Annotated in this window: 10 protein-coding genes; 5 read left to right on the top strand and 5 right to left on the bottom strand. The window is 41.7% G+C overall.

Annotated elements, in window-relative coordinates:
• Positions 1 to 162: 162 nt before the first annotated feature.
• From V7L29_RS34190 to V7L29_RS34180, 3 genes are all read right to left on the bottom strand, one after another.
• Entirely contained in the window at positions 163 to 9,192 is a 9,030-nt protein-coding gene (locus V7L29_RS34190; protein WP_334738269.1) for a Calx-beta domain-containing protein, read from the bottom strand.
• 154 nt (positions 9,193 to 9,346) lie between these two features.
• Entirely contained in the window at positions 9,347 to 9,919 is a 573-nt protein-coding gene (locus V7L29_RS34185) for a hypothetical protein (protein WP_334738268.1), read from the bottom strand.
• A gap of 90 nt (positions 9,920 to 10,009) precedes the next feature.
• A complete protein-coding gene (locus V7L29_RS34180; protein WP_334738267.1) occupies positions 10,010 to 10,270 on the bottom strand; it encodes a hypothetical protein in 261 nt (86 codons plus the stop codon).
• Positions 10,271 to 10,882: 612 nt separating this feature from the next.
• On the opposite strand from V7L29_RS34180, the gene V7L29_RS34175 reads away from it, so the two are divergent.
• Entirely contained in the window at positions 10,883 to 11,467 is a 585-nt protein-coding gene (locus tag V7L29_RS34175; RefSeq protein ID WP_334738266.1) for a hypothetical protein, read from the top strand.
• Positions 11,468 to 11,486: 19 nt separating this feature from the next.
• On the opposite strand, the gene V7L29_RS34170 is transcribed toward V7L29_RS34175, so the two are convergent.
• Entirely contained in the window at positions 11,487 to 11,888 is a 402-nt protein-coding gene (locus tag V7L29_RS34170) for a VOC family protein (RefSeq protein ID WP_334688536.1), read from the bottom strand.
• 23 nt (positions 11,889 to 11,911) lie between these two features.
• On the bottom strand, positions 11,912 to 12,307 hold the full coding sequence (locus tag V7L29_RS34165) for an acetolactate decarboxylase (RefSeq protein WP_334688541.1): 396 nt from the start codon (positions 12,305 to 12,307) through the stop codon (positions 11,912 to 11,914).
• Positions 12,308 to 12,595: 288 nt separating this feature from the next.
• Between V7L29_RS34165 and V7L29_RS34160 the strand changes: the two genes are divergently transcribed.
• From V7L29_RS34160 to V7L29_RS34145, 4 genes are all read left to right on the top strand, one after another.
• Entirely contained in the window at positions 12,596 to 13,543 is a 948-nt protein-coding gene (locus V7L29_RS34160) for a zinc-binding dehydrogenase (RefSeq protein ID WP_334738265.1), read from the top strand.
• A 143-nt stretch (positions 13,544 to 13,686) separates the two neighbouring features.
• On the top strand, positions 13,687 to 13,902 hold the full coding sequence (locus tag V7L29_RS34155) for a hypothetical protein (protein WP_334738264.1): 216 nt from the start codon (positions 13,687 to 13,689) through the stop codon (positions 13,900 to 13,902).
• A gap of 25 nt (positions 13,903 to 13,927) precedes the next feature.
• Complete coding sequence (locus tag V7L29_RS34150; protein ID WP_334738263.1) at positions 13,928 to 14,665, top strand: SDR family NAD(P)-dependent oxidoreductase; 738 nt, start codon at positions 13,928 to 13,930, stop codon at positions 14,663 to 14,665.
• Positions 14,616 to 14,729: an SDR family oxidoreductase gene (locus V7L29_RS34145; protein ID WP_334738293.1), complete on the top strand. Its 114-nt coding sequence runs from the start codon at positions 14,616 to 14,618 to the stop codon at positions 14,727 to 14,729. Before V7L29_RS34150 ends, V7L29_RS34145 begins: the two co-directional genes overlap by 50 nt.
• The last annotated feature ends 417 nt before the right edge of the window (positions 14,730 to 15,146 follow it).

The raw sequence follows: 15,146 nt of genomic DNA, 5'->3' as shown, positions 1-15,146 counted from the left end.
ATGTAAAACACTTTGTATAGGACTTACGCATAGACTACGATTTTACGTCATTACGAGCGTTCGCGTTAGCGTCTCGTTCGCGTTAGCGTCTCCGAAGGAGAAGAGAAGCGAAGTAATCGCAAAAGCTTGGTTTTTCGTCACGAATGCGTAAGTCCTAATATACTAGGCGATACTCAAATTAACTCCCACAATAACATCGTTGAAATCGTTATCACCACCACTTGGTAAATCCTCAAAGCCAAAAATGTTATTTCCTAATAAGCGAATATGATCTACTTTGTCAGTGTTAGCTCTCAAGAATGGGAAGTAAACTGCCGGATCATTATTTGAATTGCTATCAAGTAAACCATCAAGTCCACCATTAGCAATAATAAATGGTGCAAAGATAGAACCAGGTTGAAAAGTTCCAGTGTAAGTTGCCGTACCTTGGTTATTAACTGTCAGGTCAATACCTGTAACACGCCCACGAACTGCTGCTTCAGTATAACCAGCTTGCCCAGTGAGGATATCTGCTTTGCCATCTCCATTAGTGTCAATGCCACCATTCTCATCAGCCACAAGATAGAAACCGATGAAATTGTTGAAAGCTGCTTCTCGATTCACCGTAAAGTCAGCTTTTACTTGACTTGTAACACCCCGTAAATCGATGACTTCGCTCTCAGGCTTTCCTTGCAAATTTGTGCCTAGAGGTAATGAATCATTTGTAGGCTTAACCTTTACCACTAGATTCTGGAAATCAGTATTGCTATTACCAGATCCATCTTTCCAAGCCAGAGAAAAACCGTCGATGCCCAAGTCTGTAATTTTTTGTCTTAATGAATCAGAAAATAGTATGTCTGTGGTAGGAGTGACTCCAGCCCGTACAGCATCAGTTGAGCTATTCTTCACCAGATAAAATCTCAGGTTCTCACCAGAATTAAATTCTAGCAGATGTGTCAGAGCGTTGGTCTTAAAACCATTGGGGAAATTGGTAATAGCAGAGAAAATTACCTTAGCTCGATCTAAAGCTGCTTCGGCGTAACCTGCTGCGCCTGGAGCAATACCTTGGATTCTACCTTGAGCATCGTCAACGGTAAACACTCCTAGTTCATTGACAAGATTAGAACTTTGTGTTGTGAGTGTGACTTGAAGTTTTGATTTGTCACTGCTATTAGAGATGTTAAAGATATCATCAGCAATTTTTGAAAGCTTAAAGGTAGATGAGCCGTTATTGGATTCTACAGCTAGTGAAAATGTGTTAGTGGCACTTACACTATTATTATCAGTAGCTCGTACTTCAATTGTCAGATTCCTAACATTCGTCTTAGCTGGTGTACCACTGAAGGTGCGAGTCACAGGATCAAATTTCAGCCAGCTAGGTAATTTACTGCCGTCTTTTAGAGTTGCTGAGTAACTAAGGCTGTCACCTGTATCGATATCGCTGAAGGTGTTGCCATCAAAAGTAAAGCTGAAGGCTGTGTCTTCTTTAGCTATTTGGTCGGCGATCGCATTATCTAATGTCGGCGCATCGTTGGTATTATTGACTGTCAGGGTAAAATTGTCAGTCGCCGTTGCATCTGATGTATCTATGGCGCTGACTGTGATATTTACACTACCAACTTCACTGTTAGTAGCTGTACCATTAAAGGTGCGGGTTGCAGCATCAAAGGTTAACCAGTTTGGTAATGGATTACCATTTTCTAAAGTTGCGGAGTAGGTAAGCATATCACTTGCGTCTACATCACTGAAGGTGTTGTCTGGGATGGTAAAGGTAAAGTTTGTGTCTTCAGTTACAGTTTGATCTAGAATTGCCTGCTGAACTGTTGGTGCATTATTGACAGGTAGAGTAGTTGTAGTTGTCACCGTATCTGGCTGAGTGGGAACAACTTCTCTTCGACCAAGGTTATCGGTAGCAACGCTATAGAAAGTATAATTACGTCGTGTTTCACCGTTGTAAATAGCAGAAGTGGCTGTGGTATTAACTTGCCAAGGAATAAATTCACCGCCATCGGTGGAGACGAAGATATCATAGGAGGCTAGGCCGCTACCCGTGTCGCTACCTGTCCAAGAAACGGTGAAGTTAGGGCTACTGTTGACAGGTAAAGCATTGACTTTACTTATGGGGATGTCGCTATCTAGGGTGTTAAAGACAGCAGTGGTTTGGATGGGAGTTTGGCTGTCAAAGGTGATGGTAGCTTGGGCATCAACACGAGTTTTATTAGTGGGATTGGCTTTAGGTTGGATGCTGTAGCCCATAAAACCGCGTCCTACCCCGTTTTGGTCATTGGGAGGTAAAAAGCCCTGATTTGCACTGTTAGCATCGTTACCAGTGGTTGGATCAATGGCGGTGAATGTCCAAGTAACGATACCTGTGGCTGTGTCTAGTTCAGCATTGACATCGACAAAGACATCTCTGGTACTACGGAGGTCAAGACGTTGACTGTAATTTTGTACACCAAGGGAAACATCTACTGTAATCTCCCCAAACCCAAAGTCATCGAGGGTGAAAGTATTGAGGTCGAGGTCTGAGTCGAGTTGTTGAGTGATGCTAACTTGGGCAATGGCAGTGGTTCCTTGGTCGGTGTTGTTGCTAAAGCGGATGGTATAGGGAATGACTGCACCTGCTGTTAACCAATTCTGAGTTCCAAAACCGTCCGGGTTGATTAGGGTGTTGGGGGCGCTGACGGTTTCTAGGCGCTGTTGGGTAATTGCTCCTTGGATAAATTGCGGGTCGCCATTGGTGATAAAAATATCAAGGATGACATCTTCTAGCACATCCGGGTCAGTAATCCCGGCATCTCTGGCGATTTGTTCGGCTGTGGCGCGTTGTTCAGGAGTTAAGGTGGCTGCTGTGACAATGTTTCGGGGAAAGGTGAGGTCGGTAAAGGTATTGGTATCCTGTCCTGAAGCGTAGTCAAAAAGGGAAGTTGCTTGAGTAATGCGCCAATTGGCTGCATAGTCGCCGTAGAGTTGTTGATTGGAGATAGAACCGCCAATTGCTGTCTTGTTACGGAGGGCAAAGTCATCATTGCGGTTCTCGTTAAAGTTGCCTAAGAGTCCAACGACTTTACCTTGACGGTTATTAGCAAGACCAAGGTTAATGTTGAGGAAGTTACCGCGATCGCTAATTTGGATTAAGTCGTTATTAGCGGTAATAATACTATAGCGATCGCCTTCTCGTGTAATTAGATTTTGTCCGACTGCGTAGAGTTCGCCATCACCAAGGTTAGTAGTAGTACCATTGATTACGAGAGGTTGGGCTTGGTTGGCGTAAAAAGCGATGCGTTGACCGTCAATTTTGATTGCAGCTGCGGTGTTGGTAGAGACACTGGTACTGCTAAACCAAGGTTGTTGTCTGGTTTGGATTTCAAAGTCATCAGTAGTGGATTTTACGAGGGTAAATTCTCCAACAGATTGGAAGTCGTAGTTTAAACCGTCAAGGGTTTGTACGTGCGGATCATTCCATGTACCGCCACTAGGATTATTTTGACCTAACGTTAATTCCAATGCTCCTACGTAGCCTGTTTTGGGTGGAGCTAACGTTAGTTCCAATGCTCCTATGTAGCCTGTTTTGGGAGGAGTAAGGAAATGTTCTTCAATATAGTCTACGAGATATCCTCCAGCGATCTCAAAAGGTATGGAATCACCAAAAGGAATAAAATCTAAAAAAGTATCAGCAGTGAGTAAAGTAATAGCTACACTTAGTGGAGTATTTACTAAACCTACTCCTACAATTGCTCCATCGATTATTCCAGATTTAGATCCTTCACTTGCAGCGTTCCATGCTCCCGATAGGCTTCTATTTTTTGCTGGCGTAGTTAAGTAATATTTTGCAGCAGCAACAATTGCTCCTACTGCACCACCTATAAAAGCCCCAGATGAAATAATTACGGCAGGCACCAGTAAGGCTGCTATAGTTCCTCTGGGATCTGTACCTTGTACTGGCAAATTACTAACATACCGATATAAATTCGTATCTCCACCAACTAAACCAATGGGATCAACCGCTGTAAACCTTCCTAAATTACTGTCATAAAACCTTGCCCGCATGAAGTCGAGTCCATTACCCTCATCCATCACCCCCCATTGCCCTACATACTCAAAGGGGTTAGCAACACCTTCAACTTTGGTTAAATCTTCCCCAAAAGGTAAATAACTGTAGCGGTTAATATAACTGCCATCCGTCCCCGTTAACCCTACCGTTGACCCGATCACATCCGCATCATAGTAATTAATATTACTGCCATTTACCCGATTAACTAACCCAATGCCGTGAGTATAATTGGCAACTAAATTACTACCATTATATTCCCCGACAACATCTCCTAAGCCAAGGGGATCAAGTAAATATTCCGTCCGTTCACCATTCAAAACAGTAGCAACGCGGTTTCCTAACCCATCATATTGATAATCCCAAGTTCCATCGGGCGTGACTACTTTAACTGGGCGATTTTCTACATCATAAGTATAGGTTGAAGTCTTTCCTCCTTCGGTTTTGCTAATCAAATTCCCGTCAGTATCGTAGGTATAAACTGCATTACCTACATTGGTATATTGATTGAGGTTATTGCTGGTATAATTCTTTCCTGTGCCGTTATCTGTCACCGCAATGCGATTACCTGCGGCATCATATTGATAGCGGATGGTGCGCTTATCTGGCGTAACTACAGAAGTTAATTGACCCGTGGCATCATAACCATATTCAAAAGTTCCCTCCAGGGTGGTCATGCTGGTACGCCGACCTAAATTATCGTAGGCATACTCAAAACGGGAGTTAACTGTATTATTCGCTTTGTAGTTGATTAAACGAGTTAACTGACTCTGTTGGTCATATTCGTAGGTGGTATAAGTGCCGTTACCGTTGGTTTCTTTAGTTAAACGACCCACATTATCAGATTCATAGGTGATAATGCTTTCTCCTGTGGCATCAGTTAAGCTTGTTAAGCGTCCTACAGCATCATAACCATAGTTAACTGTATAACCATCTTGAGACACCAACTTGGTACGTTGACCATCGGCATTGTAGGTATATTGCAGAGAACGACCATTAGGATAACTAATCAAAGTCAGTTGATTAGCAGCATCATACTCTAAGGTAATCTTTCCCGTTGCATCGGTAACGCTGGTGAGATTTCCCTTAGTGTCATAGCTATAGGTAACACTAGAACCATCTGCGAATTTTTTTTGAGTTAGCTGTCCGTCTTTGTCGTAAATATATTGAATGGTGTTACCGCGACGGTTGACATAACTGGTGATATTTCCAGCCGCATCCACGCTAAACTTTTGACTACTGCCATCAGCATAAGTAATTTTAGTCAGATTGCTCTTGGGATCATAGCTATAACCAACTTTATTACCTTTGGGGTCTGTAAAACCTGTCAGTTGATTAAAGTTGGCATCGTAGGTAAACTTAACGTCTTGATTGAGTAAATTCGTCTGGTTGGTTAAATTCCCTGAATCATCGTAACTATAAGCTGTTTGACCACCATTTGGCAGAGTTGCATCAATTAAATTCCCATTGGCATCGTAGCTAAATAGCAGATTTTGGTTGTTAACACCGCGAATTTGTCCCCCATTACCCCGGTCATCCAGTAAGATTGTTTGGGATGCTCCAGTACTATCAGTAATTGTTACGCCGCCCGTAGTATCGTAACTGTAGGTCAGAGTTTGGGTTTCCCCGTTGCTAAACTCTTTAATCAAACGACCTTGGTCATCATATTCAAAACTGCGCTGATAACCTAAATCTGACTTTACCGACAACAGAGAATATTTTTTCGCAGCGATATTACCCGTATCGTAGGTATAAGTCGTTTTTCCTTGGGGAGTGGTGACAGATAGCAGATTTTCCCCAGAAGCATCATAACTGTAACTGCTGACTTGTCCTGTGGAGTCAGTAATCTGACTAATCCGCCCTTGGGCATTATAAGCGAAGGTTAAACTGTCGCCATTGGTGTGAACCAATTTAGTCAGAAGATTATTGGTATATTCCAGCGTAATCCGATTACCGTTGGGATCTTCAACATAACTGAGTTTGCCATTATTACCGAACAGGGAAACTATGCCATCAGCTTCCTTTAAGCGATACTCACCATTAGTAATCGTTAAAGTTGCGCCACCGTATTCAGTATAAGTGCCATTAGTTTGTTTCTCAAAAACACGCTGTAAATCCCCTACACTACGAATAACAACATTTCCCTTGCTATCCGTTGTCGCGCGTAAATCCCACTGACTAGCCCAACCTCGTCCTAAACTGCCTAAATTGTAGCGTTCAGCAATAGATTGATAGAAGGTGCGATTAAAGGTTAAAGATAGCCCCGATGCAGCATCTACTACATCCGTTGTGCTGAGTAAATCTAAATTGGTGAGGGTATTAGCTGCTTGTCTCCATTCAAAGGCGAATAACCGAGTTAAATCACTGGTTTGTTCTCCTAATTGACTTAAATAATTAGCATTTTCCGCCATTACAGTTTGGAACTGTCCAGCGGTTTGCCCGAAAATATCTGTTAAATTACTCCACAGCGTATCCCAACCAGCAGCATCAATAAAACTATAATCTGCGCGAGATTCGGCTTTAATGTTTGCCCAATTAATGACTTCATCAGGCTTAACTTGTTCAACTGCAAAGGAAATTAAGCCATTACCACTAGGAGTATAGTTAAAGGAAAATTGCCCTTGTTTACCAGGAGCTAAAATTCCGGCTGGGCCATTGGTACTCGTTCCCAAATTTAAATTCAGCAGTTGACGCAGGCTAGCACTAACGGTATTTTCTTCCGGGTATGTTACCTGGGCATTGGTTGGCGATATTCTAAACAGAGGAGCAATGACATCCGTTTGTCCTACATTGGTATAGGTGAGTGTCGCTACACCCAAAGCCGGATAACTCAACTGAACTTGAATATTCCCTAGTGAACCATCGGTTACGGTAAAAGAATCGTTAGAAACAAAGCTATTTAGTTCACCGTTGACTTTGACATCATATTTTCCAGTACTTAACTCCTGCAAGTCAAAAGTTGCCCAGGCTTCTGTTCCATTTACCCAATAAACTTTACTGGCAGCCTTTTCTGTGCCATTGGAGTCAACTAAGCTAATTTGATCTGTTGGTGAAAAATTCTGCCCCGCAATAACGATAGTCGTTTGCCCTTTATTACTGCCAGAAGCTCCTTGAGGAAATCCTGTAATTAAGGGAACATTTTTATCGACAATGGTTAGCGTTGCGCTATTTTGCTGGTCAATAGTGACCCCTCCTGTTGGGTTACTTAGAAACAATTGGAGGTTTTCATCTGGTTCTAAGTTATTGTCATTAACGATAGGAATGGTGACAGTTTTACTGGTTTCTCCATCAGCAAAATTAATAATAATAGGAGCATTATTGTAATCGCTTGGCGCTTTTGCTGTGCCATCTTTGAGGTTAATGGTGGCACTTACAGTTCCATCACTTCCATTGGTGCGAGTAACTGTTACAGCAGCAATCGGTGTTCCATCTTCTCGAACACTAAATTCAGGGGCGCTAAAAGCTAATGTTCCTAAGTCACCAGCATCATCATTAATAATTGTGAGAGTAGCAGTTTTTTGTGTTCCCAGAGTAGCTTCATTATTAGGATTAGTCAGAGTTAAATTAATCGTTTTGTCAGGTTCAAATGCATTGTCATTGACAATAGGAACTGTGACGATTTTGCTGGTTTCTCCATTAGCAAAGGTAACAGTAATTGGTGGATTATTGTAGTCAGAAGGTGCAGTTGCTGTGCCATCAGTTAGGTTAATAGTTGCACTGACTTCGCCAAAGCTGCCATCGGTACGAATGACTTTTACTTCAGTAACTGGATTCCCGTTTTCATTGATACTAAAATTGTCTGATTCAAAAGAAATTTTTCCAGCTGCAGAACCTCGATTTAAGACTTGGACATTTACTAAATCAAAACCGGGGACTGCACCTGCAAGATTTAATCCAACAATTTTTATCGCTCGTACTGGTTGAGTATAGTTAATACTGCTTAAGTCAAAAGCAGTGGTGATATCATCTTGAGCAACGCCCAATAAGGTAAAATCGGTTAAATTAGAACTTACATAAATATTTGCGCGATCGCCTGCTGCTCCATCTTCCCTAACAAAGATATCATTTCCTGCTCCATCAACAATTGTTTTATCAATAAAGCCTAGAGTAATAAAAGAGTCAGTAGGTAAAGTTACAGCATTAACTCCTGAACTGGGTTCATCACCTAAAGCTGCATCAAGATTAATTGGAGTGGTGTTTCCATCAGCAATAAATCCATAGGGGCCTGGAATTGGGCCAGTTCCACTATCAAAGTAGTCTAAAACCACATCTGCATATCCAGCCCAGACTCTATTGTCATCAATAATAGTCAGTGTAGCGGTTTTTTGAGTCCCAAGAACGACATTACCGATAGGATTACTCAGGCTCAGATTAATCGTTTCGCTAGGTTCTGTAACAGTGTCATTAATAATCGGAATGTCTACAGTTTTAGTCGTTTCTCCAGAGTTAAAGTTGATCGTGAAAGTTTGTGCAGTATAATCTTGGGAAGCAGCAGCAGTTCCATTAGCTAAAGACAAGGTAACGGAAGCATTACCATCACCTCCCCCGCTGCAAGTAATAGTAACTGGAACAAACGCTTTACCATCTTCGCCAACTTGGAAATTAGCACGACTGAAGCTTAAAGTTTCTGTATCTTGCTCAACTGCAATTACTTCCCCATTTACTATAATCGTCGCGTGGTCATCCTCTATTTTTAAAGCCCGTAATCTCTCAGTATCCAGACTGTAACTCCGTACTAGCGCTGTAAAAATTGCTCCTTCATCTCCCACGCTATCTACCGTATTGAGCAGCCCATCAATCCTATGTCCAACCTCCTCTAGCACAAGATTGGCTATTACAGTCAAATCATTCTGATGCTGCCTAACAAATTCCTTTGAGAGATAAATCCTTTCCGTCGCCGCCGCATACGCTCCATTTGCCCCATGCAACTGTTCACAAGAGAGGAGTTCAATGGTTGGGATGACGCTAAAATCCTCATTTTGCCAAGTCTGCGCCAAGCTGAAGGCAGCTTTTGCCTCAAAACTCTCTCCAAACGCCAAGCGTATCTTTTCTATGAACTCCTGACTGGTGGCAAATTCTCTGAGATATTGCTGCACCCTTTCTACTACAAGTACTAACGTTTGATTGAGGGAAAGATTATCGGTAGATTTAATGGAGTTCATGTGAGGCTAACTTTCCTTTGCTGAACTAAATAAGGGATTAAAAGGTCAGGAAGACTGTGATAAGCTCAAATATCTAGGCAGTCAATGAGAGATAATTAATAGCGATGTGATTTACGTATTTTCATGCTTCGGAAAAAGCATGAATCATAATTTATTATTTGAAGGAACCCATTGCAGTCACCAACGCATCTCTATTACCTGCATAAGGTGCTTTGTCCAGAACAACAGTTACTAAATGATTCTTATTTGTTAGGTATAAGTAAATATTGTATGCTTGGTGTTCGTCTCCCAATTCGTATTTCCGGTATGTCCTTGCATTCACTGTTATTTCCCCTTTAAAAACGTCGAAACCAGTACTAACACCACATTGACAAGGAGTAGTTAGTTCTTTATGTACTTGTGCCAACTTTTTACGACCATTTCCTTCTATGTTGATAGAAAAATCAGAACAGCCAACTAGAGTTGAGTACTGATAAGTACAGTTCTTTTGACCACGTTGACGTTGTTCGTAATTCTTCTGTGTTAGAACTTCTAACATATTTCCATCTCTAATCACACGCATCCCATTTGGCACATCAAACGAGTAACCTAAATCTTCGATTACGATTTTGCGGGTTTTAGCAACCTGAGCAATTAATATTGATGATTGGGCTAGCGATGTTTGATTATTAAAACTAATACCCATACTGGCGCTAGTTGCTAAGAAGGGAATAATTGCAGTCTTCACTGTAATTTGAAAAAATTTTATTTGATGTAATTATCCTTTCAAAAATTTGATGAAACATTTTTTGTCTAGAGGGGATCTATAAATAAATTGTTAAGCAGTCAGTCTTTGAAGCATAAGTGGAATTATGGCAATGTGAACAACGGTTTCACTTATCTCTGGTAATCGTTCGTAGTTCTTGCTCAAACGCCTTTGTAAGCCTGCACCAAGCAAGAGTTCGCGGGGTATCTCAACGTCTAGCAAGACTTCAAAATTCTCGCAGCGACGTTCAACAACTTTTAATTCCATAAGGCAGGCTGGCGCTGCATTCTGTACTTGTTCGCCTCGATACCCTTGATCCGCCCAAACCTTCAAACCTTGTTTAGGTTAGGTACTGTAATACTGGCTTAGAGCCAATATATATGTGTAGCAGTTGAATCTGCAATATTTGCTACATGAACGATTACAACCAAGACTAAACCAAGCACATCCATGCTTATGTGCCGTTTTCGTCCATAGTTAGGTTTTATTTACATAAGTAGATCTGTCTTTTTTAGATAAACCGCTAAACACTCTATCTCATTATCTTTTCAAGCTATTTTGTCGCCACGTCAGGGATGTTATACATGATTTTTATGTGTAATAGGTTATTTCGATAATTATGTAATTGCTTAACGACATAGAAAACAGTAAATTAACAATATGTTATATAAAACATAATCCAATCTCTGTGTATCTAAAAAAAGAAAGCATTCAAAAGTTTTTACTCTTACTTTGGAAAATCCTGTTAAATTGTCGTTGTGACACAATTCTCCAAACACATATACAGCAGTTTGCAAGTTAATAAGCTACACCTTTTCAACTTAGAGCCAAATCAAATTGCATTATTGTTTGTCCTGAAGTTCTGTCAAACGTAGTGAACTGAAATTAAAACTTGATTGTCATCTTGATAACTGTTAAGTAACTGTTAAATAGCTGTTTATTATCATGAAAACTAGAAAGATAAAGGTTGCACCTAATGAGCAACAGGTGGAATTGTTTGATACGTGTTGTAATGAGTTGATATGGCTATGGAATTCCATATTTCAAGGTAGAGGATTTACAGTCACCAAAGCTTTGCTAGCTACTATACTTCTTTTACCATCTGTAGCAACTCCAACATTTGCCCAGAGTACATTTCCACCTCGTGAAAATGGTCAATGGACTTTTTACAGTTCTGAAGACGGAAAAATTCCCACAACACCCCAAAAAAATGCTGCATGTTCGTCAAGAAGAATGCTTTTTGACAAGCAAGGGGGATTTGGCAACTTTATTTTTTATAGAAGTTCTTTTTGGACTGGTCAACCAGCTAATGAATCTTATTACACTGTGAATAATGGTGTTTTAACATTAAAAACTGCAATTACTGGTGTAACTCAAAATCTTGCCGAACCGGGGAGTGATTTTATTGTTGATAGATATAGGATTCTGAAAGCAACTTCTTCTATCGTAGAGTTGAAAAAATTGAATCGTAATGGTACACCCCAGCCTGAAAAGAATTTTCTCCTTAAATGCAAAACAATTAACCTTTAGCAGGCGTAAGTCCTGTTTGTTAAACTTCTCTACCGCCTGTATGTGAGGAAGTTAACGTCAATAGATAGCCGTCCGGTCCGGTCAAGATAAATGAACTGTGGATTCTACCTGGTTCGATCTCAGAAACAGTCAGTCCCCACTTCCTAAAAGTCTCTCTGGTGACGGAAACATCATCTACCATCAGATCAAAGGGCGCATTGATTCCAGGAGCGATCGCCTCTGAACTTGTTCTCAAAACTAAGTGCGTTCCTCCGCGTAATTCTAAAACAGCAAATTGTTCTGATTGGGTGATCAGCCGTAGCCCTATCTTGATGAAAAAATCGCTAGCCTCCGGTACATTACTCACATATAATCTCACATGACCAATGGCCACTGGGGGACGGGTATCCTTTTCTTTTGCAATAGTTTCTGGTTGTGACATAGGTTTAATCCAAAAATATTTAGTTACCGTTCAACTCTGTTGACTTCAGCAGGTTTACCTTCTCCAAAATCAGCGTGGTCAAATTCAGCAGTTCTGGGCAAATCTATCTCAACATTTGATAGAGTATCAACTTCTACTTTAGCATTTTGAAATTGTCTATCTAAAATATGTCCTCCAGTTTGACGATTTGCAGTTATGAAATGAAAGTGATAGCCACTAGCATTTACTCTTTGCATATATTTGGGTGTCCGAAAACCTACTAAAGTACCATTGACGTTCCTTAACTCAAAAATTGATTGTTCTTTTAGTGCCTCTGCTAAAGGGCGATAGGGTGGAGTTTGTTTGGGAATACTTCTAAATTTGAGATCAGGAAAATTACCTTGAATGCGAATAGCATAAGGATAATTTCTCGTAGTCAGCTAGGAGGTTGACAGCGACTAGCTTACAACGCACCAATAGATACAAGCATTCATCAAACAAATCTTTTCCCAAGGTGCTTGATTCTTTTGGCTGTCTGTGATAACTTTCTTTTTACATTCTATTAAATACTATAAACCTATTGATTTACCGTAGTTTGTGAAATTTCGTTAATCTAGTTACAGGATTTGGAGTTAAGAATAAATAGTTAATCTATCGAGCTTATCTATTGCAGGCAGTACATTGCGAACCAACGAACTAGAAATTAATCTTTAAGCCAAGGCAACCTTATGAGCAAAATACGTGCTGTGATTGTTGATCTGAATGTGCCGGGGCGTTTGGCACTGAGTGAAGTGACTGCACCAAAGTCTGCTCCAGATGAAGCTTTAGTCCGGGTAGCAGCAATTTCCCTGAATCGGGGAGAGGTGAAACGTTCAACTTCTGCTGAAGCTGGTTGGCAGCCTGGTTGGGACTTGGCAGGTGTAGTGGAAACCCCCGCTGCCGATGGTTCAGGGCCTTCCCAAGGGACGCGTGTAGTTGGCTTTCGCCATGCCGGTGCTTGGGCAGAACTCGTGTCTGTTCCCACCAACGCCTTAGCAGAAGTGCCGCCATCGGTATCCTTTGCTCAAGCTGCCACACTGCCTGTAGCAGGTTTAACCGCTTATCATGCTGTGCTTAAAGGCGGTTCGCTGTTAGGTCGCCCAGTTCTGGTTACAGGTGCATCAGGAGGTGTTGGTTACTTTGCTATCCAATTGGCGCGGCTGTCAGGGGCGTACGTCGTGGCACACATTCGGCAAGCTGGCTATGAGACTCTGGTCAAGGAAGCAGGGGCACAATCGGTGGTGATTAACGAAGACCTCTCACCTGCAAGCGAGTATGGCCCCTATGATTTAATTATAGAGTCAGTGGGTGGTAAGACTTTGGGAGTAGCCCTTAGCTTACTGGCACAGGATGGAAAAACTGTGTTGTATGGAGTGTCTGGGGGAGCAGAAGTGACATTCAACGCTGCCCAATTCTTTGGGACTGGTAGCGTGAGCCTGTATGGTTTACGTCTGTTCGATGAACTGAGATTTGAATCAGCCGCAGTCGGTCTAAAACGGCTTTTGAGTCTAGTAGAAGCAGGTCAGTTGCGTCCTCACATTGATTTAGAAGCTTCTTGGACACAAATAGCTGATGTAGCGCAACAACTACTGGACAGGCGTTTTCCTGGCAAGGCTGTATTGCACATTTCAAATTGAGCAACAGGAGATGACATGGGGGATAGTACTGACTTCTGGTTCAAACTAGATCAGCTTGTAGCCGCTAGTAATCTCAAGGTAGATCGCCCGGGACATCACATCCACGTTATCCATCCTTCGTTTATCCCTTGGACTATGGTTACTTGGAAGACACTCACTCTGGAGATGGATTTGATATTGATGTCTGGATAGGTAGCTTATTTAGTCAGACAGTAACTGCCGTCATTTGTAGTGTTGACTTTCAAAAGCGAGATACAGAAATCAAGATACTTCTGGGTTGTACATCAGGGGAAAGTCGAGCCATCTTGGATATCCACAATACAGGCTCTCAATCGGCAATATTGTTGGTTCGCAACTAAATTATATTTTTGAAGGTAACTGTGTATGAGTTTAGAACTAAAACTATCAGGTAAAACAGCGATCGTCACTGGAGGAAGTGCGGGAATTGGTTTAGCCACCGCCAAAGCACTCTATAGTGAGGGTGTGAATGTAGCGATCGCAGCTCGTAACCCAGAACGACTAGAAAATGCAGTAGCTGACATCCAGTCTCTACCCACGCCAGGGGCTAAAGTTATTTCCATCAACGCCGACCTGACTAAAGCAGACGATGTTGAGAAAGTTGTTTCAACCACCTTGACCCAGTTTGGTCAGATTGATATCTTGATTAATAATGCAGGTTCAGCCCGTGCGGGGTCTTTCCTGGAATCAACTGATGATTTATTTTTGGATGCTTGGAACTTAAAATTATTGGGCTATATCCGCCTAGTTAGAGCCGTCGTCCCCGATCAGAAAAGTCGGGGTGATGGGCGGATTGTCAATATAGTTGGCGGTGCAGGACGGACACCTCGTCCTAACTTCCTAGCTGGTGGCACAAGTAATGCAGCTCTGCTCAACTTCACAAAGGGCATTTCTAAAGAGTTAGCTGAGTACAACATTCGCATTAATGCCATATCGCCCGGTGCTACAGCTACTGAGCGTGCCGAGACTTTAGCTCGGCAAGAATGCCCAAGTGCAAGGGATCACCGTCGAGCAAGTGGAGGCACAAAACATCCAAAGTATTCCTTTAAAAAGAATCGCCCAGCCAGAAGAAATTGCTGCGCTGGCGTTATTTTTGGTGTCTGATCTTGCTGCATCAATTACAGGAACAGAGATTATTGTTGATGGCGGATCTACCCCTGGTGTTTAGCAGCTTAAAGAAGTCAGAAATCAGCAGATATTGCTAATTTTAAATTTTGGATTGAAGGAAAAATCTAAAATCCAAAATTGAATGACTGCCGACTAACTAAATAAAAACATTAGTCTTTGCAAGGTGACTTGTAAAATCTCTTTTTTCTCTCTGCGCCCTCCGCGTCTGTGCGGTTAAAAAATCTTTTATTTAACCACAGAGGCACAGAGAACACAGAGTTAAGAGGTTGTACGATTCGTTGCTTAGTGAATCTCGGCATCCAGTCCGTAAATAACTAAGCCAGCCTCAACTCAATCATGGGGGACAGGCTGAACTCTCGGTCAGATATCGACTCAACCAAAGAGGAGTTTTTTGATCCAAATTTTCACCCACCTTAAAAAGGCTAGTCCCAAACATAAACTTCTTGGAGATAAAAAA

The organism is Nostoc sp. (assembly GCF_036916575.1).
Lineage (GTDB): Bacteria > Cyanobacteriota > Cyanobacteriia > Cyanobacteriales > Nostocaceae > Nostoc.
The sequence above is the reverse complement of the archived record's forward strand: the minus strand, read 5'-3'. Positions and strand labels throughout refer to the sequence as shown.